This is a genomic window from Sphingopyxis microcysteis (assembly GCF_012274265.1).
Taxonomy (GTDB): domain Bacteria; phylum Pseudomonadota; class Alphaproteobacteria; order Sphingomonadales; family Sphingomonadaceae; genus Sphingopyxis; species Sphingopyxis microcysteis.
This window is the reverse complement of the sequence record NZ_JAANYY010000002.1, coordinates 965,809-989,692: the sequence shown is the minus strand read 5'-3', so window position 1 is coordinate 989,692 and position 23,884 is coordinate 965,809. Positions and strand designations below refer to the sequence as shown.

Genomic DNA, 23,884 nt, shown 5'->3' with positions numbered 1-23,884 from the left:
CGTGCTGCTCGCGATCGATGTCGGCAACACCAACGCCAAATTTGCGCTGTTTCGCGGCACGAGCCTGCTGGCGCGCTGGCGCATCGCCACCGACGATCGCCGCACCGCCGACGAATATATGGTGTGGCTTGACCAGTTGCTGCGGATCGAGGGGCATGACCGCGCCGAGGTCGATGCGGTGATCATCTCGACCGTCGTGCCGCGCGCGCTCCACAATCTTCAGTTGCTCGCGGTCAAATATTTCGGCGTCGAGGCGCTGGTCGCCGGGCGCGAGCCGGTTACCTGGGGCATCGCGCTCAAGGTTGACGAGCCGCAGTCGGTCGGCGCCGACCGTGCGGTCAACGCGATCTCGGCGCAGGCGGTGGAGCCGGGCAAGGACAAGCTCGTCATCAGCTTCGGCACCGCAACGACGCTCGACCATATCGGACCCGATGGCGCGTATCTGGGCGGCATCATCGCGCCCGGGGTCAATTTGTCGCTGGAAGCGCTGGTCGCCGCCGCCGCGAAGCTGCCGCGCATCGCGATCGAGGCACCCGCGACGACGAGCGTCATCGGCCGCACGACTGAAAGTCAGATGCTGATCGGCGTCTATTGGGGCTATGTGTCCATGATGGAAGGGCTGATCGCACGGATGAAGGCGGAGATCAGCAAGCCACTAACGGTCATCGCCACCGGCGGCCTTGCGACATTGTTTCAGGAACAGGCGCATCTGTTCGACCGCATCGAACCCGATCTGACGCTGAACGGGTTGATGCACCTCTATCATCAACGAAAGCCAACGACATGACGACTCCGGGTAAGGAGCTGCTTTTCCTCGCATTGGGCGGGTCGGGCGAGATTGGCATGAACGCCAATCTTTATGGCTGCGACGGCAAATGGATCATGCTCGATCTGGGCGTGACCTTTGGCACCCATGATTATCCCGGCATCGATATCATCATGCCCGACCTGGAATTTATCGAGGATCGCAAAAAGGATCTGCTCGGCATCGTGCTGACCCACGGGCATGAGGATCATATCGGCGCGCTGCCCTATCTCGCCGCCGACCTCGGCGTACCGCTCTACGCCAACCGCTTCACCGCCGGGCTGATCGCGAACAAGCTGGCCGAAGAGGGGCTGGAGAAGGACGTCAAGATCAAGACGGTCGACATCGACGCGCAATTCCAGCTCGGCCCCTTTGGCATCCGCCTGATGCCGCTCGCGCATTCGATCCTCGAAATGAGCGCGGCGGTGATCGACACCCCCTATGGCCGCGTGTTCCACACCGGCGACTGGAAACTCGACGATGATCCGGTGCTCGGCACCCCGTCGAGCGCCGCGGCGCTGACCGCGATCGGCGACGAGGGGGTCGATTTCCTGATCGGCGATTCGACCAACGCCTTCAATCCCGAGGCATCGGGCAGCGAGGGCGACCTTTATGACGGCCTGCGCGGTGCGGTCGGTGCGGCGAAGGGGCGCGTGATCGTCACCACCTTTGCATCGAACGCGGCGCGGCTGAAAACGCTCGGCCGCGTGGCCGAGGCGACGGGCCGCACCCTATGCGTCGCTGGACGCTCGCTCGATCGCATCCTCGGCGTTGCGCGTGCGGTCGGTTACCTCAAGGATTTCCCGCCGACGGTCGATTTCGACGAAGCAATGCGGCTGCCGCGCGACAAGGTGATGGTGATCGCGACCGGCGGGCAGGGCGAACCGCGCGCGGCGCTGGCGCGCATGGCGTCGGACAGCCACCAGATCAAGCTGCAGGCGGGCGACACCGTCGTCTTCTCGTCAAAGCAGATCCCGGGCAATGAGGTCGCGATCGGGCGGATCATGAACCAGCTCGCGGCCAAGGACGTGCTGACGGTTACCGAAAAGCAGGCGCATATCCATGTCAGCGGCCACCCGGGACAGCCGGAACTGGCGGCGCTCTATGGCTGGCTGCGCCCGAAACTGGTGGTGCCGGTGCATGGCGAGATCCGCCACATGCACGAACAGGCGCGCTTTGCGCTCGAAACGGGCGTGCCGGAGGCGCTGGTCCAGGAGAATGGCGACCTGGTCCGGCTGTCGCCCGGTCCCGCCAAAATCCTCGAACGCGTCCGCGCCGGGCGCCTGATCCTCGACGGCGACGTCATCCTGCCCGCCGATGGCGAGACGATCAATGAGCGCCGCAAGCTGGCGCTGCACGGGCATATCACCGTTGCGGTCATCTTTACCGATCAGCGCTTCACCGACGTCGCGGTCAGCTATCGCGGCGTCCCGGTCGAGGATGAGCGCGAGGCGTTCATCGACGAGATGCGCGAGGCGGCCGAACAGGCGGCGCTGGCACCCGCCAAGGAACAGGAAAAGATGCGCGAAGCGATCCGGCTGAGCGTGCGCCGCGTCGCGACCGACTGGACGGGCAAAAAGCCGGTCGTCGATGTCATGCTTGTGCAACTCTGAACGGAATACTGACGATGAAATGGACGTCCGCGCTTGCCATCTATTCGCTGTTCTTCGCGCTCAGCGCCTTTTTTGTGCTGCCGTTCCACGGTCGCAAGGCGAGCGACGATGAAGCGCCATTGGTGAGGGGGCAGGATCGCGGCGCGCCCGCGGTGTTCCGTCCCGGGCGTATCCTGCTCCAGATGGCGATCGTCGCGACGATCGGGTTCGTGCTCTACTATGCCGCTTATGTGAACGGTGTTGTCGATCCTGACGTGGTGAGCGGTCGGGCCTGAGGCGACGCTCGGAGGCTAGTTTCATGGGTTTCCCGCGATTGCGCCGGGGTTGGGGCCGTTCACTACTCCGTCGATGAGTATCCAAAGTTCAGTAAAAGTCAGCCCAACGACGGCTGTCTTGCGATCCTATGAATATGCTCGATGGGCCGTGTCGATGAGGTGGCACGAAGGCTGGCACAGCCAAAGATTGTAGGAAAGATCTATTTGAGAGCGATGTCGGTTTTGGGGTGGAGAGCGGACGTTTGCTTATCCGTCATCCTGGCGAAGGCCGGGATCTCGCCGGTGCGGTTCGACGATAGGGTGAGATCCCGGCCTTCGCCGGGATGACGATGCTATAGATCCTCCCTGTGGCGAAGCCATGGGGAGGGGGACCGTTCGCGAAGCGAATGGTGGAGGGGCAGCAACGGTTGCGCCAAAAGCCCCTCCGTCAGCGCTCCGCGCTGCCACCTCCCCATCGCTGCGCGACAGGGAGGATCGATGGCAGCTACCGACCGTCAGCCGACCCTCGCGTCCGCCGGTCAGTTCCGCAGGCGGTCGATCGCTTGCGCCAGCGCGACGTACAGTTTGCCGATGTCCGACGACAGCAAGGTTACGCTGATTGCCGACCCGTCGCGCGCGCCGATCAGCAGGCGGAGCATCGCTTCGAAATCGTGGATGAACTGGTTCACCGACGCGTGGAAACCGTCGTCATTCTGGTAAAGACGGAGAATTTCCTTGGCCTCGCTGTTTTCGATCAGCTTGACCGCGCGGCGCGCGAACACGCCGCGATCGCCCTTCAGATACGCGTCCCATGCGGTGTCGCTGACTTCGGTCGACAGGATCTTGGTGACGTCGATCGCGGTCGATTTCAGCGCTTCGGTGAGTAGCCCGACCTGTTTGGCAAGCGAATCGCGGCCCGATGTGGCGATTGCCTGTTCGGCCTCGGCGACACGCTGTTCGACGCTGGCGCTGGTGTCCATGATCGTGATGAGCTGGCGCATCAGGCGGTCGGCGGCGCCGTTCGCCGCCGCCACCGCGCGTGCGGAGGCTTCTTCGATTGCGGTCAGCTGGGCCATGATTTCATTCTTGAACGCCGCGTCGATCGCCTCGGTCGCGGTGGCCTGCATCGCTTCGCGTGCGCCCGACACCAGCTTTTCGAGCGTCTGACGCGCCTCCTCGGCCGCTGAATCGGCGGTGGCGCGCACCTCGCCCAGCGTTGCGATCATCCGCGCGCCGCCCTGTTCGGCAAATTCATCGGCGCCGTCGCGCAGTTTCGCCAGCGCGGCCTCGGCGTCGGCGAGCGATCCGTTGATCCGGTCGACGAGCGCCTGCTGGCTGGTCGCATGCCCGGCCATCTGTTCCTCGTTCGACTTGAGCGTCGCCTGCACCGCATTGACGTGCGACATCGTCGATTGCGCGACAAGTTCGGACGCCTCGAGCATCGGGCGCAATTGCGCCAGCGCGGTTTGCGTTGCCTTGCCGTGCGATGCCATGCGGTCGAGCGCATGCGGCAGCGTTTCGTCTAGTTCGCGAGTCACCGCGTCGAGCGCGAGCAGCAGCGATTCGGCGTGCGTGATAAGCTGATGCGCGGACGCATTGCCGCTCTGCACTTCCTGCATGAAGGCGCTGAGCTGGGTCTTGGTGTCCTCGATCGAGCGACCGATGACGCCGGTGCTGGCCGTCACGCTGACATCGAGCACGTCGAGCTGCTGCGCGACTTCGGCGACATGCGCGGTGATCCGCGTCGCAAGCGCGTCGCTGGCATCGGCGTGGGCGGACAATTGCGCGCCCATCGCATCGCCCGCATCGCGCGCGGCAACGAGCTTGGCATCCATTTGCGCGGCGGCGGTATCGACACCCTCGCGGAACCGGCGCCAGCTTTCGTCGATCTGCGCGGTGATTGTGGCGACGGTCGATGCCATGTCGTCGCGCGCCGTAGCGCCGGCGCTGGTGATCCGCGCGAGCGCGGCGTCGTGCGCGCTGCTGACCTGGGTGGAGGCAGCGAGCAGGCCGGTTTCGGTCTCCTTGCTCTGTTCTTGCAGCGCGACGATCGCTTCTAGGACGCTGGCGGTCGCGCTTTCGCCGGTTTGGGCGGTTCTTGCGGCTGCTTCGCCAAGTTCGGCGAGCTTGGCCTCAAGGCTCGCGCCCTGCTGGTGCGCGACGAGGCCGGCTTCACGGAAATTGACCGCGAGCCGCTGCGCGACATCGTCGATTCGTGGCAGGCCAGCGAGCAGCCCGTCCATCCGCTGCAAGGCGACATCACCCGAACGCGCGAGCTGATCATGCGCATTGGCAATCACCGACGCGTTGCTGGCCAGCTTGTCGCTGCTTTCGCCCAGCCGCATCACGGTATCGAGGCCGAGTTGCTGGACGATCTTCGCCTGTTCGCCGAGCTGCTTCTGGGCGTCGGCCAGGTGCAGGCCGAGCGAGTGCATCGATTGATTGAGCGCCAGATTTTCCTCGCGCAGCGCGGCAGCGACGCGCGCGAAACGCGCCTGTTCCGAACGACCCGACCGCAGCAGCACCATCCATAGCACCGCGAGCAGGGTCAGCGGCATGGCGATCGTCGCAATCAGCGTCGGTAAGGAGGCAAGCACCGGTGCGCGCGCAAAATTGTCGGTCGCGACGGCCAGCGCGAATCCGGTCCACCCAATCGCCAGTAGAACAAGCAGGGCAGGGGCAACTCGGTCGCGCCACGCCGACGCCCGTTGCGCCGCATCGTCAGCGGAGTCGTCAAGGTCGTCGTCCGCATCAAGCACCGACATGCCGAGCCATTCGCGTTCGACCGGGGCAGCCGCTTCGGGCGCGGGCACCGTTTCCGGCGGCGCGGCATCGGCCTGCGCGGCGCTGTCGGCTTCCTGGATTTTGGCGGAATCCCGCCACAATCCGACGATTTTCTTGTCCCCCGTCATCGCGCCATCTTAGCATCAAATGACCGTCTTGAAACGGAAACTTAACTACAAGCTGCCAACCCTGTGGAATGTCGTTCGATAGTGGCCCCCTTGACCGTTACCTCAGCGCCGCGATCGGTGACGATCCGGCGATCGCGATGGACCTGCGCACGGCCTTTGCCAGCAGCGCGCGCGACCTCGCCGACCTGATGCGCCGGGCCCGCTGCGACGCCAATTGGGAGGTTGCGGCGCTCCGCCTGAAAGGGCTGGCGGCGACCTTTGGCATCATCTCGCTCATCGAACTTGCCGAGCAGGCGATGGCTGGCGCGCCCGGCGACCCGCTGGTGCTGCGCCAGATCAACGCGGCGATCGACGAGCTCGGCTGAGCGACGAGGCGCGCCCTGGGCGGGGTTCAATCGCCGTTCAGCCGCTTTCTTCCAAATAATATCGGTACGGGCCGTCTTGCCTTGGCAACGCGACGGGTTTAGCCGCGTTATGAACGCGCGCCGGAACCCTGTTTGCGTTGCCTGTTTTCGTTGGGCGAGCCGGCCGATTCTGAGGAGAGATTTCGATGTTCACCCGTTTCCGCTCGATGCCCGCGACGGCCATGGCCGCCGTGCTGGGCTGCGCGCTGATGGCGACCGCTACCCCGGCTGCCGCTCAGAAGAAGGAAAAGCCGAAAAAGGAAGAAGCCGCCAAGGGCAAGCAGCTGACCGCAAGCAAAGGTTTTGCGCCTGCGCTCAAGAAGATGACCGACGCCAACTCGGCCAAGGATGCCGCGGCGCTGCAGGCGGCGCTGACCGAGGCGCAGGCCAGCGCATCGACCCCCGATGACAAATATCTCGTCGGCTTTTACCAGCTCCAGCTTGGCATCCTGGGCAAGGACCAGGCGTTGCAGGGGCAGGGGCTGGACGTGATGCTCGAGTCGGGGCTGACCCCGGCGGAGAACATCGGCGTCTATAATTTCTATTCGGGCAACTTCGCCTATGGCGCGAAAAACTACACCAAGGCGATTCAGCGGCTGGAAGCGGCAAAGGCCGCGGGCTCGACCGAAGCCGCGCTGGCACCGATGCTGATGGACAGCTATCTGAATGCCGGTCAGATCGACAAGGGCTGGGAAATTGCACAGGCGGGGATCGCGAGCGCGCGCGCAGCCGGCACAAAGCCGTCTGAAGAGCTGTTCGTGCGCCCCGCGCAGGCTTTTCAGAAAGCCAACCGGACCAACGAGATGCTCGACGTGCTGACGATGCGCGTTCAGGATTATCCGACCCCGGCGACGTGGCGCAACACGCTGTACATCCTGTTGCAGCAGTCGGGCGGTGACAAGGAGCTCAACCTCGACATCCTGCGCTTGATGCGCGCGACCAATTCGATGACCCAGCGCCCCGAATATCTGGAATATGCGGGCTTGGCGACCGAAGCGGGTTATCCGGGCGAGGTTGTCGCGCTGATCAAGCATGGCCAGAACAGCGGCGCCATTCCCAAGACTGACGCGCATTTCGGCGGCATCCTCGAATCGCAGACGCCGCGCGCCACGGCTGACGCCGCGGCGGTTGCGGCGGATGCGACCAAGCCCGCCACGCTGAGCAACCCGAAGGCGGCGCGTGCGACCGCCGACGCGCTGGTCGGTAATGGCGATGCCGCAAAGGCGATTCCGCTGTATCAGGCCGCGCTGGCGGCCAGCCCGACCGATGCGGTCATCCAGTATCGCCTGGGCGTGGCGCAGGCGCTCGCCGGGCAGAGCGATGCGGCGGTGGCGAGTTTCGCGAAGGTGCAGGGCAATCGCCAGCGGTTGGCGCAGCTGTGGACCGTGCGTGCCAAGGCTGGCGGAGCGCCTGCTGCGGCTCCGGCGGCCACGCCTGCGAGCTGAGGCGCGGCTTCACGACATAAAAAAAGGGCGCCGTTCCGATGGGAGCGGCGCCCTTTTTGATGAGCGGTCAGGCGTCGATAACGGTCACGAGTCGACCGGAATGCCCGCCAACTGCTTCGCGGTGCGGATGGTCAGCGACGTCTTGACGCTGGTGACATTGGGGGCCGAGGTCAGATGCGCGGTCAGGAACGACTGGAAACTCTGCAAATCGCGCGCGACGACTTTCAGCAGAAAATCGATTTCACCGTTGAGCATGTAGCATTCGCGCACTTCGGCAAGGCCGCCGATGTAATCCTCGAAGGCTTTCAAATCGGCTTCGGCCTGGCTGCGCAGGCTGACCATCGCGAACACGGTGATGCCATAACCCAGCTTCGCCGCGTCTAGATCGGCATGATAGGACCGGATGACCCCCGATTCCTCCAGGGCACGAACCCGGCGCAGGCACGGCGGCGCGGTGAGCCCGACCATTTGCGCCAGTTCGACGTTCGTCATCCGGCCATTTTTCTGCAGCTCACCCAATATCTGAAGGTCGATTTGATCGAATTTCTGACTCGCCATCGTTGAAACATCCGCTTTCCAAAACTGCGGTGACCATAATATTATTTCAGGCGATTGCAATTGTCCCACAATGTGACGAGCCCGGTTAAGGCACTTTCATGACCAAGGGATTCACGCTAGCCGGTAAGCGTAGGGTAACCAACGATAGAAGCTGTGGGGTTCGGTTCGCGTGATGGCTGACTCGATGATCGCGACCATCCTGCGCCAAGCGCCTTCGGACACGCGCGCGAGCATCGCGGCGTGGCGGCAACTGTCCGATATTCTGGCGCAGCGCGGCAATCAACTGGGTGATGACGATATTCGTCGCAGCCTGCATGCGCTCGCGGTTTTGCGGCCGCGCGTTCCGGAAGCGGTACGCCGCGATTGTGCGCGAGCGATCGCCAAACGGGGCCGATTTGCGCCGCTGGTTGCGCTCTACGCCAATGATGTCCCGGCGGTTGCCGCGATCATGCTCGGCAGCGCGCAGCTGCCCGAGGCCGATTGGCTGGCGATGCTGCCCGCGACCAGCGCGATGGCGCGATCGGTGCTGGCGGGGCGGAGCGATTTGCCGCGCGGCGTCTATCGCGCACTGGCCAGCCTCGGCAGCGCCGCGGTGGCCTTGCCGCAACCGGCGGTATCGGTCGAAGCCGCCCCCGCGCCGCTGGTGGCGCTGCACGCCGCGCCCGATGCGGCGATTGGCAGCGGAACCAGCCAGATCAGCGAACTTGTTCGGCGGATCGACAAATATCAGTCGACCCGCGGCCAGCCCGCGACCGCCGCGGCTCCGCAACAGCAGCGTTCCGCCTTCCTGTTCGAAACCGGCCCCGATGGGGTGATTCACTGGGTCGACGGCGTCACCCGCGGCGCCGTGATCGGCCTGTCGATCGCCGAGGCGGCGTTTGGCGGCGAACCGGGAACGGACGGCGTGGCTGCGGGGGCATTTCGCCAGCGCGCCGAAATCCTCAATGCGCGGATGATGCTGGAAGGCACGCCTGCCGATGGCGGCGAGTGGCGCTTTTCGGCGCTGCCGTGGTTCGATCCGGCGACCGGGCAGTTTCGCGGCTATCGCGGCAGCGCGCGCCGTCCCAACCGCAACGAAATGCCCTATGGTCGGCCCGTCGGCGAAGATTCGGGCGATTCGATTCGCCAGTTGATCCACGAGCTGCGCAGCCCGCTCAATGCGATCTCGGGCTTTGCCCAGATCGTCGCCGGGCAGATGTTCGGGCCGGTCAGCCAAGGTTATCGCACGATGGCCGACACGATCGTCGCCGACGCGCTGTCGGTGCAAACGATCATCGATGATCTGGAAACCGCGGCGCGCAGCAATGTTGCCACCGCGATCGACCCGTCCCCGGACGAAGTCGTCGATATGGGCGCGGTGGTGACGCAGGTGGAAAGCGACCTTGCCCCGCTGCTGGCGGAACAGCATGTGGACCTCAGCATCTCGCGGGTTGGCGGCCCCTTCATGGGGCTCGCCAATGATGCCAACGCACGGCGAATGGTCGGCCGCCTGCTGACCGCGCTGATAGATGTATCCGAAACGGGTACAATTCTTGTCGGCCAGCTCGTCACCGAGACGCCGCACGACGATATGCTCCAGCTACGGATCGTTCGTCCGGCGACGATTCGCTTCGCGACCGCATCCGACCTGCTCGATCCGGGCTTCAGCCCCGAAGGCGAAGCCCCGGGGGCGGCGGTGCTCAGCCTCGGCTTTTCGCTTCGCCTCGTCGATAGCCTGGCCCGTGCCGCGGGCGGGCGGCTCGACATCGGGCATAACGCCTTGACCTTGCACCTGCGCTCCGCCAACTCGAAGACCGAAGCCGGGCTGGAGGCCCAGCAGGGCGAATAGCCCGACCGGTCTGGAAGCAAGGGGGAGCGTGGTGCAGCCTGCGGGCAATTTCTTTGCTGAGCCTGCGCCGTCCGACCTGGTGGAACTCGCAGCGGACGAACGGCCGCGCTTCTGGGTCACGATCGATACCGAAGAGGATTTCGATTGGGAGGCGCCCTTTGCCCGTACCGGCTATGGCCTTTCGTCGATTCCCGCGCTCGCCGATTGCCAGCGATATTTCGCCAATGCGAAGGTGAAACCCATCTATCTGGTGGATTGGCCGGTCGTCGCCGATGATCGCGCCGTCGATATTCTGGGCGCGGCGCGAGCCGACGGCGCGTGCGAAATCGGCGCGCAGCTGCATCCCTGGGTGACCCCGCCCCACGACGAGGATGTCAGCGCGCGCAACAGCTATACCGGCAATCTGCCGCGCGATTTGCAACGAGCAAAGATGATCGCGCTGCGCGATGCGATCCGCGATCGTTTCGCGATGATGCCGACGGTTTATCGCGCCGGGCGCTATGGGCTTGGCGAGGAAACCGCCGCGATGCTGGCCGAACTTGGCTTTCGGTGCGACACATCGGTGCGGTCGGGCTTCGATTATCGTTTCGGCCATGGCCCCGATTACCGCAATGCCCCGCTTCATCCCTGGTGGGTGCGCACCGCAGCCGGGGCGGTGCTTGAGGTGCCCGTGACCACCGTGTTTGGTGGCCTGCTAGGGAAGGCGGGTGAGCCGGTCTATCACCGCGTCGCACGCAACGGCACCCACGCCGGGGCGGCACTCGCGCGGCTGGGGATCGTCGAACGCATTGCGCTGACGCCGGAAGGCATTCCCGCCGACCGGGCCTGCAAGGCGATCGATATCGCGGTGGAGCTGCGCGTGCCCGTTCTCAACTTCTCCTTCCATTCGCCGTCGTTGCAACCGGGAAATACCCCCTATGTCCGCAGCCATGCCGATCTCGACCTGTTCTACCAGTGGTGGGATGTCGTGCTGGATCATCTGGCGCGGCGCGGGGTCGAGGCGACGACCGCAGCGGACATCATGGCCATGGCGGCGCGCAAGGCGCCCGGCTGAGCCTTGGTGCTTGCCAATATAGCGCGCGCTCCGCTATCGCCCGCGCATCCCCTACCGGGTTTCGACGGGGGGCCTGTAGCTCAATGGTTAGAGCTGGCCGCTCATAACGGCTAGGTTGCGGGTTCGAGTCCTGCCGGGCCCACCACTCCCCGATCTGACGCGCTAGGGCGCCTTGGGCCGGAGCCGCTGCGCGGCGGTCAGGTCGCGCAATACCTGCGCCCGCATCTCCAGTTCGCGCCGTTCGGAATCGGACAGGCCGTCGCGCCCGTAACGATCGGCAAGCGTCGATATTTGCCCGGCCTCGCGGCGCAGCGCGCGCGCTTCGCGTTTCGACAATTGTCCGGCATCGCGCCCATCGCGGATCCGCGCGCGGGTTTCGCGAAGATCATGATCGACGGTCGATCGCTGGGCTGCCGTCCCCATATCGGATATTCCGGGCATCCGGTCGCTAGGCGGCGGCGTTCGCGGTACAAACTGCGCCTGTGCCGCGGTCGGCACCAGCAGGACGGCAAGGACGACAGACAATCGCATGGGCGGCCTCAATCGCAGGGGTGAAGCAGAAATCGCGCTGCGGTGATGAATGTGCACTGAACCCGCAGGAGGCATGCATAATGCTTGCAAATCGAAACCGATAACGGTCCATTGGCGGGGGAGCAGGAGGGCGATATGGGGAAGCGGCGCGTAATATTGATCGGTGGTCTGGCGATCATTGCGGTGGTGGCGGGAACGGTGGCGGTACGCACTGCCAGCTTTGCGCCGAAAGACATCGCCGATGGCAGCGATGTCCGACTGGCAGCGGTGCCGCCTTATGAGCTGGACGCCGCGGTTGCGAACCTGAGCGCAGCGGCACAGATCCGCACGATCTCGCACCAGGATCCCGCCGACGACGAGACGGCCGAATGGGACCGGTTGCACGCCTGGCTTGCCGCGACCTACCCCGCCACCCACCGCGCAATGGCGCGCACGATCCTGCCCAACCGCACGCTGATCTATCATTGGCCGGGCAGCGATCCGGCGCTGGCACCGATCATCCTGATGGCGCATCAGGACGTGGTGCCGGTCACCGAAGGAACCGAGGGCGACTGGAAATATCCCCCCTTCGCCGGGACGATCGCCGAACAGGCGGTGTGGGGGCGCGGCACTGTCGACGACAAGGGCTCGCTGGTCGCGCTGTTCGAGGCACTCGAAGCGCTGAGCGGGCAGGGGTTTCGGCCCAAACGGGGCATTTATCTGGTGTCGGGGCATGACGAGGAGGTCGGTGGTTCCGGCGCGGCCGCGGCGGCGGCGAAGCTGAAGGCCGACGGGGTGAGGGCGATCTTCACGCTGGATGAAGGCAGCGTCGTGCTGACCGACACGCCCGTGATCAACGGCCCTGCGATCATGATCGGGATCGCCGAGAAAGGCTATGCGACGCTGAAGGTCACCGCCGATGCGCCGGGCGGCCACAGTTCGATGCCGCCCGCTGAAACCGGCGTCGCGACGCTGGCGCGGGCGATCACCGCGATCACGGAAAAGCCTTTTCCTTTGAGCATTCAGGGACCGGGCGCCGCGATGCTCGAAACGCTGGCCGCGAAAAAGGGCGGGACCACCAAAATGGCGGTGGCGAACCAATGGCTGTTCGGCCCGATCCTGAAAGGCGAAGTCGCCGCGACGCCATCGACCGCGGCGGCATTTCACACGACGATTGCGCCGACGATGCTGGAGGGAAGTCCAAAGGAAAACGTCCTGCCGCAGACCGCGAACGCGCTGATCAACTATCGCATCGCGCCGTGGAATCGATCCGGCGATATCATGGCCCGCGCGCAGGGCGCCGTCGGCGATTTGCCGGTCAAACTGGCGTGGGTGAAACCGCCGCGCGAACCGTCGCGGGTGTCGTCGACCAGCTCGCAAGGCTGGAAATGGATCGCGGCGACGGCGCGAGCCGACGCGCCGAATGCGGTATTGTCACCGATCCTGGTCGTCGGCGGCACCGACAGCCGCAGCATGGAACCGGTATCGGACGATGTGTACCGATTTATGCCGATGCATTTCTCGCTGAAAGAAACAGCGATGATCCATGGCACCAACGAACATATGAAGATCGACAGCTTCAAACGCATGATCGATTTCTATGCGCGGCTGATCGCAACGTCGGCGGGGTAGCCGGGCCGGGCTCATTTTTTTGGGGGGCAGTGGTCGGGGAGACAGGATTCGAACCTGCGACATCCTGCTCCCAAAGCAGGCGCGCTACCGGGCTGCGCTACTCCCCGACTACTGCTGGGCGCCTTAGACAGCGCGCGCGCGCAAGTCTATCCCGCCGTTGCAAAAGGCAAAGAAAAAGGCGGCCTTCCCGAAGGAAGACCGCCCAATTCTAGTTTCGGTCAACGCCCCGAAGGGCTGTGACTTACTTCTTTTCTTCAGCCGGAGCGGCCGGAGCAGCAGCGGCGTCGGCCGGAGCAGCAGCGGTCGCAGCAGCGTCAGCCGGAGCAGCGGCAGCAGCGTCGGCACCAGCAGCGGCAGCTTCGGCACCAGCAGCAGCGGCGTCGGCGCCAGCAGCAGCGGCGTCAGCGCCTTCTTCAGCAACAGCTTCAGCAGCCGGGGCTTCCGTGGTGGCTTCTTCAGCAGCCTTTTCACCGCAAGCGGCGAGGGCGAACATGCTGGCAGCAACGGCGATAGCAGCAAATTTCTTCATGATGTGTGGGCTCCCTAAAATGCCTTACCGCGATGGGGAAACTTCCCGTCCCGCGAGCGGCGGGATTTAGCCGTTCCGTATGGATCGTCAACAAAAATAATTGAGATGCCGTGCGCTGGCGGAAAACTGTCATTTCCGCGCAACATTCACGGCAGCTCGGCGTCGCTGCTATTGGCGAGAATCGCCAGTGCCGCGCTCCAGACCGCGACATTTTGCCGCAATTGCACCGGATCGATCTTGTCGAGCGTATCGTCGGGCGTGTGGTGCAGATCGAAATAGAGCGTCCCATCCTGGGCCAGGTCGATCGTGGGCACCCCCGCGGCGACCAGCGCGCCAATATCCGCACCGCCACTTGCGGGCTGTCGACCGCGCACGACGCCGAAGGGAGCTACGGCAGAGGTCAGCCGGTCGGCGAGCGGCTTTGCGCTGTCGGGCAGCTTGAAATCGATGCGCCACACGCGATCGGCTCCAAAATCGGACTCGAGCGCGACCGCATGCTTCTGTTCGCCATGGCGCTCAAAATAGGCCTTGCCGCCGAACACGCCCACTTCCTCCGCTCCCGCCCACAAAATGCGGATCGTCCGGCGCGGCTGGCCTGCCGTCATCACATGTTTCGCCGCTGCGGTGATAATCCCGCACCCCGCGGCGTCGTCGATCGCGCCGGTGCCCAGATCCCAACTGTCGAGATGACAGGCGATGATGACCGGGCTGGCGCTGCGATCGCTTCCGGGCACTTCGGCGATGACGTTCCCCGATTTGCGGATGCCGAGGTTCTGCGGAGTCAGGATGAGCTTCATGCGGAGCGGCTCGGCGATATAGCCGAGCGGAGTTTCACTCTTTCGCATCAGTTGCGCGCGTTTCCATTGCCTGACCAGCTGGTCGGCGTCGGGATTCGAAATCGCGCCAGCCGGAATTGGCGCGACGCCCGCCTCGAAATTCGTGCCGCCGGTGTGCGGATTACGGTGGTCGTCGGTGCCGATCGCGCGGATCACGGTGGCGATCGCGCCTTTCTTTGCGGCAACATTAGCGCCGATGAAGCGTGCGCGGCCATAAGCGCCATAGCCGCTGCCGTCCTGCGTCGGCACCATCTGATGGTCGATAAAAACGATCCTGCCCTTCACCAGATGGTCGGGCGCCGCGAGCAGCGCGTCGAAATTCTTGAAGTAGGCAATATCGCCTTCGATCCCCTTCGCGCCGGTCGAGGCGCTGGTACCGAGCGCGGTGATCGCGAGCTTCTGCGGCAGGAAGGGGCTCGTCAGCCAGGCCTCTTCGGCGCCGCGCACCCACGTGGGCATATCGAATGGTTCTTCGCGGACGTTGGCAAAGCCCATCGCCTGCAACCGCGCGATCGTCCACTTTCGCGCCGCAGCCTCCGCTTCGGTGCCAGCCATGCGCGGGCCTATTTCGGTCGTCAGATCCTCGGTGATCGACCAGGCGAGATCATCGCCTTGCTGCGCCAGCTCGACCGCGCTGGGCGGCGGCGGAATCGAGGCCGACAGCGGCGCTGCAAAAAGGGCGAGGCTCGCGCTGCCAAGCGCGAAAAGGCGGAAAGGGATCTGGATGGTCATGGTACAGTCCTAGCGAGGCGGTTCGCGCAGGTGCAAGCGCCGATTGCCCCGGTGATTGCCAAGCCCGCGCCCATTCGCTAACCGGCGCGCAACATCTCTCCCGGCCGCGCCTGCGGCCCAGCCCTCACCGGAGCATTTCCATGGCCGCCCAATATAGTTTCGTGATGAAGGGTCTGACCAAGACCTATCCCGGCGCGCAAAAGCCGACGCTCAACAATTTGAGCCTGCAATTCTATCCCGATGCCAAGATCGGCATCGTCGGTCCGAACGGCACGGGTAAATCGACGCTGATGAAGATCATGGCGGGCATGGACACCGAATTTTCGGGCGAGGCCTGGCCGGGCGAGGGGATCACTGTCGGTTATCTCGCGCAAGAGCCCGAGCTCGACCCGACCAAGACGGTCAAGGAAAATGTCATGGACGGCGTTCGCGGTGTCGCCGACATGATGGACCGCTTCAACGAGATCAGCACGCTGATGGCCGATCCGCCCGCCGACGCCGATTTCGACGCGCTGATGGAGGAAATGGGCACGCTGCAGGAAAAGATCGACGCGGTCGACGGCTGGACGCTCGACAACCAGCTTGAAATCGCGATGGAAGCGCTGCGTTGCCCGCCGGGCGATTGGAGCGTCGAGAATCTGTCGGGCGGCGAACGGCGCCGCATTGCGCTGACCCGTCTGCTGCTCGAAAAGCCGTCGATCCTGCTGCTCGACGAACCGACCAACCACCTCGATGCCGAAAGCGTCGCCTGGCTCGAAAAGCATCTCGTCGATTATCCGGGCAACGTCATCCTCGTCACCCACGATCGCTACTTCCTCGACAATGTCGTGAACTGGATCCTCGAACTCGATCGCGGCCGCTATTTCGTCTATGAAGGCAATTATTCGACCTATCTGGAAAAGAAGGGCAAGCGCCTCGAACAGGAAGCGCGCGAGGACGCCGGTCGCCAGAAGGCGATTAAGGACGAGCTCGAGTGGATCCGGCAGTCGCCGAAAGCGCGTCAGGCCAAGTCGAAGGCGCGTATCAAATCGTTCGATCAGCTCATCGAGGCGCAGGAAAACCGCGCGCCCGGCAAGGCGCAGATCGTCATCCAGGTTCCCGAACGCCTTGGCGGCAAGGTGATCGAGGTGTCGGGCATCTCGAAAGCCTATGGCGACAAACTGCTCTTTGAAGATCTGTCGTTCACGCTGCCGCCGGGCGGCATCGTCGGCGTCATCGGCCCGAACGGTGCGGGCAAATCGACGCTGTTCAAGCTGATCACCGGGCAGGAAACCCCCGACAGCGGCAGCGTCGCGATCGGCGATACTGTACGCCTCGGCTATGTCGACCAGAGCCGCGATGCGCTCGACCCGAACAAGAATGTCTGGGAAGAGATTTCGGGCGGCCATGACATGATGAACATCGGCAAGCACGAAATGCAGACCCGCGCCTATGTCGGCGCCTTCAACTTCAAGGGCACTGACCAGCAGAAAAAGGTCGGCCAGCTGTCGGGCGGTGAACGCAACCGCGTCCATATGGCGAAGATGCTGAAGCAGGGCGGCAACGTGCTGCTGCTCGACGAACCGACCAACGACCTCGACACCGAAACGCTCGCCGCGCTCGAAGAAGCGCTCGAAAATTTCGCGGGCTGCGCCGTGGTCATCAGCCACGACCGCTTCTTCCTCGATCGCCTCGCGACGCACATTCTGGCGTTCGAAGGCGACAGCCATGTCGAATGGTTCGAGGGCAATTTCGAGGCGTATGAAGAGGATAAGATCCGCCGCCTTGGTGAGGGCGCGACCCGTCCGCACGCAACGACGTACAAGAAGCTGTCGCGCTGACCCCTAAATCTGCAGAATGTCGTCGAAATAGCGCTGGAGGTCCGGGTCGACCTTCAGCGTCTCGAAACGTGCCGCCAGGACGTTCGCGCACCAAGGATAGCCGGGACGTCGATTGAACGTCACGGTCTCAAGATCGCTGCATATCGGGTGGAGGGTTTCATCGCCGCTGTTTGGGTCACGGGGGTTGCGCCGAAAACCTTTCCCGATGCTTCTGTGTTGGTCGATAAAATAGTGGCGGCTGTGATAGCCCTCTCGAAAGCGCTCCTCCTTGGCGTCGATCGCCGACTGGCGGATGCCTAAATTGGTATGCTCCTTGATGAAATGGACCATCGCGAGAAATGACGCGCGTCCCCAAACCGCATTGCCGGTCCCCCCAACGTCCGAGTGAAGTCCGGGCATCCATATCTGCTTGAGCATCCGTGTCGCGTCGAAGTCGGGCTTTCTTGCCCGCGGCGTGATTCCATCCCAAACATTGGGTTTGAAGTGGCGCCGGTTTTCGTCGATCGCCAGGATCTGGATCGCCCGGCGGCATCGAGCCGGTAGCTTGAAATTCTTGAAACGGATGGGGTTGAAGGTGCGAAGCCAGCTGACGCCGCCCATCACCGAGTCGAATAGCCCTACAAACTCGACCTCGGCGTTTTCCACCTCGACCTTGGGGTTGAGGTTAGGTTTCCCCAGCGACCGATTCCACGCATCCAGGACAATAGGCAGGTCGCGAATATGCTCCGGACGCAACAGGCCAAATTCGGAGATCAGCCCGGCGAGTGCCCTGATCGCCATGGCGCCGCGCGAGAATCCGAAAAGATAGATTTTGTCACGGCTGCCTTCGGGCGCGTCGAAATTATAGTTCGAGCAAATATTGATGTACTGATCGATGATCTGCGACCAGATCGAGTTGCCGGTGACGAGGTCGTAGGGGCTCCATGTGTCGGGCCGTGACGATATCCCCGAAGAGTAGAAAACAATCTGTGGCCCCCCGTCGTCCGAGCGGTCGCTCAGTTGCAGAAGGCACGCGAGTTCGAAGACGTTGGAATAGGAGCCGTAGGCGCTGGCGGTCGATGGTGACACCATCGTTCCATCGATCAACCCGACAAGATGTCTCACCATGCTTTCTCTTCCTTGAGCAAAGCAGATCATTCCCGCGCAGCGAGGCAGCTACGCAGTCGTTCGGAGGCTCAATCTAACCACAGCCATTTTCAAGCTCGATTGATTCCGATCCGGTTCGATATTTCGCTGGGAACGCGCGCTGTCATCGCATTTGATGGGGGCACTGCATCGGCGTTCTGTTGACCCACCATGCGTAACGGACTTTACGCGCTCGCCAACCATCGCGTATCGCGTTGCTATGTCACAATCGATACCAATCTCGTCGAGCGCGATCCGGCTGGACGCCGACGCGCTCAACGCTTTCATGGCGGACGCCTTTCCCAATTCGGCGCCGGGTTCACGCGGCACCGTCGTGTCGGCGGCGCCTGGGCATATCCAGGCGCGGATGGACCCGAATGAAAACGCTTTGCGCCCCGGTGGCCTGATTTCCGGACCCACGCAGATGGGCTTTGCCGATATGGCGGCCTACGCGCTCGTTCTGGCGCATATCGGTCCGGTCGCGATGGCGGTGACGAGCGCGCTCAATTACCAGTTCCTGCGTCCGTGCCGGCCGGGGCCGCTGTTCGCCGATGCGCATATGTTGCGGCTTGGGAAACGGCTCGCGGTGATGGACGTCCGGATCTGGACCGACGACCCAGAAAAGCCGGTCGGGCAGGCAAATGTGACTTACGCCATTCCCTAGATCGCCGCTTGAACGCCTATTCTCCTCGGCCATGCGCTGTGTTATAGCGATAACACAATTGGGGAGGGATATCATGCGAATTGCTCTTGTTGCCGCAGCCTTGCTGTCGGTTGCCGTCTTGCCCGCGCAGGCGCAGATGCGGACCGATCCTGCGGTCATCGCCGAACAAAAGGCCGCGATCGCCCGATTGGCGAAGCTGCACGGCGAGTGGCGCGGGACCGCGACGATCACGTCGCCGGGCGGCACGATCAAGCTGGTGCAGACCGAACGCGCCGGGCCGATGCTGGACGGCACCGCGCTGGTGATCGAGGGGCGCGGTTATGACGAGGCGGGCAAGCTTGCCTTCAATGCCTTTGCGGTGATTTCGTACGACGCCGCGACCGATCAATATGCCATGAACAGCTGGACCGACGGTCGCACCGGGAAATTCCCTTTTGCGGTGACCGACACAGGCTTTGAATGGAGCATCCCCGTCCCGAACGGCGCCACGATCAAATATGTCGCGACAGTCGCCGACGGCAAATGGACCGAAGTCGGCAGCTACATCGGCGCTGGCATGCCGCCGGTCGAGTTCGCCAAGCTGGAGGTTGCGCGGACCGGCGACACCGATTGGCCCGCGGCGGGGTTTGTCACGGCGAAACCGTAACAGGGACATTTCATTCTCGTCATTGCGAGGAGCGAAGCGACGCGGCAATCCAGAGCCTACGTAAACCCGCACTGGATTGCTTCGCTTCGCTCGCAATGACGCCGAGACGAAGGTCAGGCGGGCGGCACCTCCCACAAGATCAATTTGGTCGCATGGACATCTTCGCGCGCCTTGGCGGCGTCGAGGCGTTCGAGCTTGATGCTGCCCTTCAGCGCCCCCATTTCGATCATCGCGCCGATCACGACGACCCCGCCCGCCCCGACTTCGATGTCGAACTCGGCGGGGTGCGCCAGCTTCGCCTTGGCGGTGGCGATATGCAAATGATGCATGCCCGGCGCGACGTCGGCCATCAGCATCTGGCCCGACTTGATCTGACCCTTCGCCGCGCCGTCGAGCGTAACGTCCATCCCTTGCAACGCCGCAACAAAGCCCCGGCGCACCACGTAGATTCGTGCCTGGCCGGCAGGCGCTTGCATCGTTCGCGCATCGGCGATCGCTGCGGTATCGGCCTTCGCGCCGCCCTTATTGCTCGACAACGCCCAAAAGCAGAAGATGACAACGCCCCCGATCAGCAGCACCGACAGGATGAGCAGGGTTTCGGGTGCCAGCACGCTGGCCAGCGACGGCCCCATGAACGCCCCGATGATCGCCGCCGCAAAAATCAGCGTCAACCACATCGCATTCTTGCTCATATCGCGCTCCTGTTTCAGGCGGCAGGCAGAAACTCCCGCGTCGCATCGTCCATAAGGTGCAGCACTCCGTCGCTGATCGCGAAAAAGGCGCCGCGCAGCCGCAAGGTGCCGCGCCGTTCCTTTTCCTGGATGCAGGGGAAGGTGCGGAGATTGTCGATGCTGACGCGCACCGCGGCCAGTTCCATCGCGCGGCCCGCTTCGCGGTTGTCGATGTCGGTATGATCGTGGCGCACCTGTTCGCTGGCATCGTCGAGCAGCGCGATCCAGTCGGCGATGAAGCCGCCGCGGCCCGGCTCGGCGCCCGCCATAGATTTGTGAAGCGCGGCGTGGCACCCGCCGCAGAGGCCGTGGCCCATCACGACGATTTCCTCGACCTTCAGGAACTGGACGGCGAATTCGAGCGCCGCCGACACGCCGTGACGGCCCGGCGTCGTTTCGAAGGGCGGGACCAGAGCGGCGACGTTGCGCACGACAAAGATTTCGCCCGGATTGGTATCGAAAATCTGCGACGGTTCGACGCGGCTGTCGGAACAGGCGATCACCATCACCTTGGGCGACTGGCCTTCGGCCAGTTCGTCCCAGCGGTCGCGCTGTTGTTGCCAGCCGCCGTTACGGAAACGGCGGTATCCCTCGATCATGTCGGTAAAGTGAGTCATGGACTCGCCTTAGCATAGGTAGAGAGGTTGAGAAGAGGCGCGCGCGCGACTATGTGGGCGGCATGACCGCTCCCGCACAGCCCGTTTCGACTGCCAGCCAACGCTCGCGCAAGCCCGACTGGATCCGCGTCAAGGCGCCGACCAGCCCCGGCTATGCCGAAACGCGCAAGCTGATGCGTGAGCTCAACCTGCACACCGTGTGCGAAGAGGCGGCGTGCCCGAACATCGGCGAATGCTGGACCAAGAAGCATGCGACGGTGATGATCCTGGGCGATACCTGCACGCGTGCCTGTGCTTTCTGTAACGTCAAGACCGGGATGCCGCGGGCGGTCGATCCGTTCGAGCCCGAGCATACGGCGATCGCCGCGGCGAAGATGGGGCTGAGCCACATCGTCATTACCTCGGTCGACCGTGATGACCTGCCCGACGGCGGCGCCAGCCAGTTCGTGAAGGTCATCAACGCGCTACGCCGCGAAACGCCGCAGACGACGATAGAGATTCTGACGCCCGATTTCCGCAACAAGCCCGAAAGCGCAGTTGCGGCGATCGTCGATGCGCGGCCCGACGTCTATAATCACAATCTCGAAACCGTCCCGCGGCTCTATCCGACGATCCGTCCCGGCGCGCGCTATTATGCGTCGCTGCGCCTTCTCGAGAGCGTCAAGCGCCGCGATCCGTCGATCTTTACCAAATCGGGCATCATGCTGGGGCTCGGCGAGCAGCGGATGGAAGTGCATCAGGTGATGGACGACATGCGCAGCGCCGACATCGATTTCATGACGATGGGCCAATATCTCCAGCCGACGCCGAAGCACGCCAAGGTCATCGACTTCGTGACGCCGCAGGCGTTCGATGCCTATGCGCAAATTGCGCGCGCGAAGGGCTTTCTTCAGGTCGCCTCGTCGCCGCTGACGCGCTCCAGCTATCACGCCGGGGATGATTTCGAGCGGATGCGCGCTGCCCGCGAAGCGCAATTGGCCCGAACCAAGGCGGACTGATTGCCAAGGCACCATGAAACCCGCGTTCTGCCGTATAGCGACGAGCAGATGTTCGCGCTCGTCACGGACATCGAGCGCTATCCCGAATTCCTGCCGTGGGTGATCGCGCTGCGCCTTCGCAGCGACAGCGAGCATGAAGCGGTCGCCGACATGATCGTCGGGTTCAAGGGGCTGCGCGAAAGCTTTTCGTGCCGCGTCCACAAGGAACGGCCGCGCGAAGTGACCGTGAGCTATATCGACGGGCCGATGCGCCACTTGAACAATGAATGGCATTTCACGCCGACCGAAGACGGTGGATGCCGCGTCGATTTCATGGTCGATTTTGCGTTTCGTAGCCGCATGTTCGAAGCGCTGGCGGGCCAGATGTTCGACAAGGCGCTCCGGAAGATGATCGCGGCGTTCGAGACGCGCGCCGATGACCTTTACGGCGCGGGGAGGGCGATGTCCTCCGACGGGCGCAGCGCGTCCCTTTCGGGCTGAAGCAGGTCGAGCGCGAACAGCGTGGCCGCATGGCGGATCGCGGCGCGGTCGGTCGATTCGAACTGTACCCGCTGGGTGAAATAATCGTCGGGATCCTGACCGCGCAGCGCGCGGGCGAAAACGACCAGCCCGACGGGCTTCTTTTCCGATCCGCCGCCCGGGCCGGCAATTCCGGTGATCGCTACGGCAATATCGGCGTCGCTATTGGCGAGCGCGCCGCTCGCCATCGCCCACGCCGTCGCCAGCGACACTTCGCCGAAGGTTTCGAGGATTTCGCTGCTGACGTCGAGCTGGCTTTGCTTGGCATGGCCCGAATAGGTGATGAAGCCGGCAGAAAACACGTCCGAACTGCCCGCGATGTCGGTCAGCGCGGCGCTGACCATGCCGCCGGTGCAGCTTTCGGCCACCGCCACCTTGCGCCCCGCCGCGCGATTGTTGGCGAGCACGCTGGTCGCGAGCTCGTCGCGCGCGAAAAGGCGCGATTCAGGGTCTGGCAACACGGTATCAATTCTCCGGAAGTCGCAGGGTCGCGACGGCTTGGGCAGCTATCCCTTCGCGGCGACCGGTGAACCCCAGCCGCTCTGTCGTTGTTGCCTTCGCACTAACCCGTTCGACCGGAATCGCAAGGATTTCGGCAATCCGCGCGCGCATCGCGGCGCGGTGCGGGCCAATCTTCGGCGCTTCGGCGATGATGGTGAGATCGACATGGTCAATCCGGCCCGAACGCGCCGCAACGCGCGCCGCGGCAAAGGACAGGAAGCGGTGCGAGGCGGCGCCGCGCCATTGCGGATCGCTGGGCGGGAAATGATCGCCGATGTCGCCGTCGCCGAGCGCGCCGAGGATCGCATCGGTCAACGCATGAAGTCCGACATCGGCGTCACTATGGCCTTCAAGCCCATGACTATGCGCGATTTCTATGCCGCCGATCCACAGCGGCTTACCGGCAACAAGCCGGTGGACGTCATATCCCATTCCGACGGCGGTTCGTGTCATGGTCTCAATCCCCAACAATCCCGACAGGATTGCCATATCTTCGGCATAAGTCAGTTTGTGGAGCCGCGCGTCGCCCGCGACGGTTGCGACGGAAAGCCCCAGGCGCCGCACCAACTGCGCATCATCGGTCGCCGCCGCCTCGACCGTTGCGACGTGGGCGCGGCGCAATGTCCCAAGATGAAACGCCTGCGGGGTCTGAACGCGCGCCAGCGCGGCGCGATCGACGACGTCACCAGCTTTGCCCCCCGCGTGCTCGACGAGGGTATCGGGAACCGGCAGCGTCGGAATTGCAGCGTTGGCGACATCGAGCGCCGCAAGCAGCCGATCGATGACGTCGGCGGTCACGCCGGGCCGCGCCGCGTCGTGAACCAGCACCCGCACCGCGTCGTCGCAGTGGGCCATCGCGGCCAGCGCGCTGGCGACCGATTGTTGCCGTTCTTCTCCGGGATCGGCGGAAATCCAGCCATCCGGCAGCGTACCAAGCGCCGCCATGACGTCATCATTGCCCACGACAACGCCGCCAGCGATTGCAGGGTGGTCAGCAAGGGCGTCGAGGCTCCAGCGCAAGACCGGCCTGTCGCCGAGCATCGCAAGCTGCTTGGGGATCACGAAACCGGCGCGGCTCCCTCGACCGCCCGCGAGCAATATGGCCATCGCGCGCGGCGTGGCGAAGGGAGCGGACTCAGTCATGTTGCGCG

The 23,884-nt window shown here is 64.0% G+C and carries 23 protein-coding genes and 2 tRNA genes; 14 read left to right on the top strand and 11 right to left on the bottom strand.

Annotated elements, in window-relative coordinates; all coding sequences use genetic code 11:
* Window position 1: 1 nt before the first annotated feature.
* From G9408_RS04710 to G9408_RS04700, 3 genes are read left to right on the top strand one after another with little or no spacing between them, the layout of a single operon-like run.
* Complete coding sequence (locus tag G9408_RS04710; RefSeq protein WP_168452892.1) at window positions 2-787, top strand: type III pantothenate kinase; 786 nt, start codon at window positions 2-4, stop codon at window positions 785-787.
* The gene (locus tag G9408_RS04705; protein ID WP_168452891.1) at window positions 784-2,418 is read left to right on the top strand and encodes a ribonuclease J; all 1,635 of its coding nucleotides are present in this window, start codon (window positions 784-786) and stop codon (window positions 2,416-2,418) included. The genes G9408_RS04710 and G9408_RS04705 overlap by 4 nt, the downstream gene beginning before the upstream one ends.
* Window positions 2,419-2,432: 14 nt before the next feature.
* Entirely contained in the window at window positions 2,433-2,693 is a 261-nt protein-coding gene (locus G9408_RS04700) for a DUF1467 family protein (RefSeq protein ID WP_168452890.1), read from the top strand.
* A 518-nt stretch (window positions 2,694-3,211) separates the two neighbouring features.
* On the opposite strand, the gene G9408_RS04695 is transcribed toward G9408_RS04700, so the two are convergent.
* Entirely contained in the window at window positions 3,212-5,584 is a 2,373-nt protein-coding gene (locus G9408_RS04695) for a hypothetical protein (RefSeq protein WP_168452889.1), read from the bottom strand.
* A 68-nt stretch (window positions 5,585-5,652) separates the two neighbouring features.
* Here G9408_RS04695 and G9408_RS04690 point away from each other — a divergent pair, with 68 nt between their 5' ends.
* Together G9408_RS04690 and G9408_RS04685 are read left to right on the top strand one after the other, a co-directional pair.
* Entirely contained in the window at window positions 5,653-5,949 is a 297-nt protein-coding gene (locus G9408_RS04690; protein WP_120216153.1) for an Hpt domain-containing protein, read from the top strand.
* 185 nt (window positions 5,950-6,134) lie between these two features.
* Complete coding sequence (locus G9408_RS04685) at window positions 6,135-7,433, top strand: tetratricopeptide repeat protein (RefSeq protein WP_168452888.1); 1,299 nt, start codon at window positions 6,135-6,137, stop codon at window positions 7,431-7,433.
* An 84-nt stretch (window positions 7,434-7,517) separates the two neighbouring features.
* Here G9408_RS04685 and G9408_RS04680 read toward each other — a convergent pair whose 3' ends face one another.
* Window positions 7,518-7,991 (bottom strand): Lrp/AsnC family transcriptional regulator, encoded by a 474-nt coding sequence (locus G9408_RS04680; protein ID WP_120216155.1) that lies wholly within the window; start codon window positions 7,989-7,991, stop codon window positions 7,518-7,520.
* A gap of 184 nt (window positions 7,992-8,175) precedes the next feature.
* On the opposite strand from G9408_RS04680, the gene G9408_RS04675 reads away from it, so the two are divergent.
* The 3 genes from G9408_RS04675 to G9408_RS04665 all read left to right on the top strand — a co-directional run bounded on the left by G9408_RS04675 (window position 8,176) and on the right by G9408_RS04665 (window position 11,018).
* Window positions 8,176-9,819, top strand: coding sequence for a histidine kinase dimerization/phospho-acceptor domain-containing protein (locus tag G9408_RS04675; RefSeq protein WP_168452887.1), 1,644 nt, complete (start codon window positions 8,176-8,178; stop codon window positions 9,817-9,819).
* A 28-nt stretch (window positions 9,820-9,847) separates the two neighbouring features.
* Complete coding sequence (locus G9408_RS04670) at window positions 9,848-10,873, top strand: polysaccharide deacetylase family protein (protein WP_328804385.1); 1,026 nt, start codon at window positions 9,848-9,850, stop codon at window positions 10,871-10,873.
* A 69-nt stretch (window positions 10,874-10,942) separates the two neighbouring features.
* Window positions 10,943-11,018: transfer RNA gene (locus tag G9408_RS04665), tRNA-Ile, on the top strand.
* A gap of 17 nt (window positions 11,019-11,035) precedes the next feature.
* Here the strand turns inward: G9408_RS04665 and G9408_RS04660 are convergent.
* Entirely contained in the window at window positions 11,036-11,404 is a 369-nt protein-coding gene (locus G9408_RS04660; RefSeq protein ID WP_137869801.1) for a hypothetical protein, read from the bottom strand.
* A 135-nt stretch (window positions 11,405-11,539) separates the two neighbouring features.
* Between G9408_RS04660 and G9408_RS04655 the strand changes: the two genes are divergently transcribed.
* Window positions 11,540-13,015 carry a M20 family peptidase gene (locus tag G9408_RS04655; protein WP_168452886.1) on the top strand — a complete coding sequence of 492 codons (1,476 nt, stop codon included), beginning with the start codon at window positions 11,540-11,542 and terminating at the stop codon, window positions 13,013-13,015.
* A 30-nt stretch (window positions 13,016-13,045) separates the two neighbouring features.
* Here the strand turns inward: G9408_RS04655 and G9408_RS04650 are convergent.
* From G9408_RS04650 to G9408_RS04640, 3 genes are all read right to left on the bottom strand, one after another.
* Window positions 13,046-13,122 (bottom strand) — tRNA-Pro (locus G9408_RS04650).
* A gap of 16 nt (window positions 13,123-13,138) precedes the next feature.
* Window positions 13,139-13,486 (bottom strand): hypothetical protein, encoded by a 348-nt coding sequence (locus tag G9408_RS04645; RefSeq protein ID WP_168452885.1) that lies wholly within the window; start codon window positions 13,484-13,486, stop codon window positions 13,139-13,141.
* A 204-nt stretch (window positions 13,487-13,690) separates the two neighbouring features.
* Window positions 13,691-15,112 (bottom strand): M20/M25/M40 family metallo-hydrolase, encoded by a 1,422-nt coding sequence (locus G9408_RS04640; protein ID WP_168452884.1) that lies wholly within the window; start codon window positions 15,110-15,112, stop codon window positions 13,691-13,693.
* A gap of 140 nt (window positions 15,113-15,252) precedes the next feature.
* Here G9408_RS04640 and ettA point away from each other — a divergent pair, with 140 nt between their 5' ends.
* Window positions 15,253-16,932: an energy-dependent translational throttle protein EttA gene (ettA, locus tag G9408_RS04635; protein WP_168452883.1), complete on the top strand. Its 1,680-nt coding sequence runs from the start codon at window positions 15,253-15,255 to the stop codon at window positions 16,930-16,932.
* Between the two features lie 3 nt (window positions 16,933-16,935).
* Here the strand turns inward: ettA and G9408_RS04630 are convergent, their stop codons facing one another.
* On the bottom strand, window positions 16,936-18,039 hold the full coding sequence (locus tag G9408_RS04630) for a phospholipase effector Tle1 domain-containing protein (protein ID WP_168452882.1): 1,104 nt from the start codon (window positions 18,037-18,039) through the stop codon (window positions 16,936-16,938).
* A gap of 238 nt (window positions 18,040-18,277) precedes the next feature.
* On the opposite strand from G9408_RS04630, the gene G9408_RS04625 reads away from it, so the two are divergent.
* Together G9408_RS04625 and G9408_RS04620 are read left to right on the top strand one after the other, a co-directional pair.
* Window positions 18,278-18,721, top strand: coding sequence for a PaaI family thioesterase (locus tag G9408_RS04625; protein ID WP_168452881.1), 444 nt, complete (start codon window positions 18,278-18,280; stop codon window positions 18,719-18,721).
* Between the two features lie 73 nt (window positions 18,722-18,794).
* Window positions 18,795-19,367, top strand: a complete 573-nt coding sequence (locus tag G9408_RS04620) for a DUF1579 domain-containing protein (RefSeq protein WP_168452880.1) — start codon at window positions 18,795-18,797, stop codon at window positions 19,365-19,367.
* Between the two features lie 113 nt (window positions 19,368-19,480).
* Here the strand turns inward: G9408_RS04620 and G9408_RS04615 are convergent, their stop codons facing one another.
* Both G9408_RS04615 and G9408_RS04610 read right to left on the bottom strand, forming a co-directional pair.
* The gene (locus G9408_RS04615) at window positions 19,481-20,059 is read right to left on the bottom strand and encodes a hypothetical protein (RefSeq protein WP_168452879.1); all 579 of its coding nucleotides are present in this window, start codon (window positions 20,057-20,059) and stop codon (window positions 19,481-19,483) included.
* 14 nt (window positions 20,060-20,073) lie between these two features.
* Window positions 20,074-20,715, bottom strand: coding sequence for a carbonic anhydrase (locus G9408_RS04610; protein ID WP_168452878.1), 642 nt, complete (start codon window positions 20,713-20,715; stop codon window positions 20,074-20,076).
* A gap of 62 nt (window positions 20,716-20,777) precedes the next feature.
* Between G9408_RS04610 and lipA the strand changes: the two genes are divergently transcribed.
* On the top strand, window positions 20,778-21,713 hold the full coding sequence (lipA, locus tag G9408_RS04605) for a lipoyl synthase (RefSeq protein ID WP_168452877.1): 936 nt from the start codon (window positions 20,778-20,780) through the stop codon (window positions 21,711-21,713).
* Window positions 21,714-22,193, top strand: a complete 480-nt coding sequence (locus tag G9408_RS04600; protein ID WP_168452876.1) for a type II toxin-antitoxin system RatA family toxin — start codon at window positions 21,714-21,716, stop codon at window positions 22,191-22,193.
* Here G9408_RS04600 and G9408_RS04595 read toward each other — a convergent pair.
* Together G9408_RS04595 and G9408_RS04590 are read right to left on the bottom strand one after the other, a co-directional pair.
* Window positions 22,136-22,693, bottom strand: coding sequence for a CinA family protein (locus G9408_RS04595; RefSeq protein WP_328804384.1), 558 nt, complete (start codon window positions 22,691-22,693; stop codon window positions 22,136-22,138). The genes G9408_RS04600 and G9408_RS04595 overlap by 58 nt on opposite strands.
* 4 nt (window positions 22,694-22,697) lie before the next feature.
* On the bottom strand, window positions 22,698-23,876 hold the full coding sequence (locus G9408_RS04590; RefSeq protein ID WP_168452875.1) for a bifunctional 2-C-methyl-D-erythritol 4-phosphate cytidylyltransferase/2-C-methyl-D-erythritol 2,4-cyclodiphosphate synthase: 1,179 nt from the start codon (window positions 23,874-23,876) through the stop codon (window positions 22,698-22,700).
* Window positions 23,877-23,884: the final 8 nt, after the last annotated feature.

Bases quoted from the DNA above. Each gene is read 5' to 3' on its own strand.
- G9408_RS04705 (WP_168452891.1), top strand. From the start codon at position 784: ATGACGACTCCGGGTAAGGAGCTGCTTTTCCTCGCATTGGGCGGGTCG.
- G9408_RS04700 (WP_168452890.1), top strand. From the start codon at position 2,433: ATGAAATGGACGTCCGCGCTTGCCATCTATTCGCTGTTCTTCGCGCTC.
- G9408_RS04695 (WP_168452889.1), bottom strand. From the start codon at position 5,584: ATGACGGGGGACAAGAAAATCGTCGGATTGTGGCGGGATTCCGCCAAA.
- G9408_RS04690 (WP_120216153.1), top strand. From the start codon at position 5,653: ATGTCGTTCGATAGTGGCCCCCTTGACCGTTACCTCAGCGCCGCGATC.
- G9408_RS04685 (WP_168452888.1), top strand. From the start codon at position 6,135: ATGTTCACCCGTTTCCGCTCGATGCCCGCGACGGCCATGGCCGCCGTG.
- G9408_RS04680 (WP_120216155.1), bottom strand. From the start codon at position 7,991: ATGGCGAGTCAGAAATTCGATCAAATCGACCTTCAGATATTGGGTGAG.
- G9408_RS04675 (WP_168452887.1), top strand. From the start codon at position 8,176: ATGATCGCGACCATCCTGCGCCAAGCGCCTTCGGACACGCGCGCGAGC.
- G9408_RS04660 (WP_137869801.1), bottom strand. From the start codon at position 11,404: ATGCGATTGTCTGTCGTCCTTGCCGTCCTGCTGGTGCCGACCGCGGCA.
- G9408_RS04655 (WP_168452886.1), top strand. From the start codon at position 11,540: ATGGGGAAGCGGCGCGTAATATTGATCGGTGGTCTGGCGATCATTGCG.
- G9408_RS04640 (WP_168452884.1), bottom strand. From the start codon at position 15,112: ATGACCATCCAGATCCCTTTCCGCCTTTTCGCGCTTGGCAGCGCGAGC.
- ettA (WP_168452883.1), top strand. From the start codon at position 15,253: ATGGCCGCCCAATATAGTTTCGTGATGAAGGGTCTGACCAAGACCTAT.
- G9408_RS04630 (WP_168452882.1), bottom strand. From the start codon at position 18,039: ATGGTGAGACATCTTGTCGGGTTGATCGATGGAACGATGGTGTCACCA.
- G9408_RS04625 (WP_168452881.1), top strand. From the start codon at position 18,278: ATGTCACAATCGATACCAATCTCGTCGAGCGCGATCCGGCTGGACGCC.
- G9408_RS04620 (WP_168452880.1), top strand. From the start codon at position 18,795: ATGCGAATTGCTCTTGTTGCCGCAGCCTTGCTGTCGGTTGCCGTCTTG.
- G9408_RS04615 (WP_168452879.1), bottom strand. From the start codon at position 20,059: ATGAGCAAGAATGCGATGTGGTTGACGCTGATTTTTGCGGCGGCGATC.
- G9408_RS04610 (WP_168452878.1), bottom strand. From the start codon at position 20,715: ATGACTCACTTTACCGACATGATCGAGGGATACCGCCGTTTCCGTAAC.
- lipA (WP_168452877.1), top strand. From the start codon at position 20,778: ATGACCGCTCCCGCACAGCCCGTTTCGACTGCCAGCCAACGCTCGCGC.
- G9408_RS04590 (WP_168452875.1), bottom strand. From the start codon at position 23,876: ATGACTGAGTCCGCTCCCTTCGCCACGCCGCGCGCGATGGCCATATTG.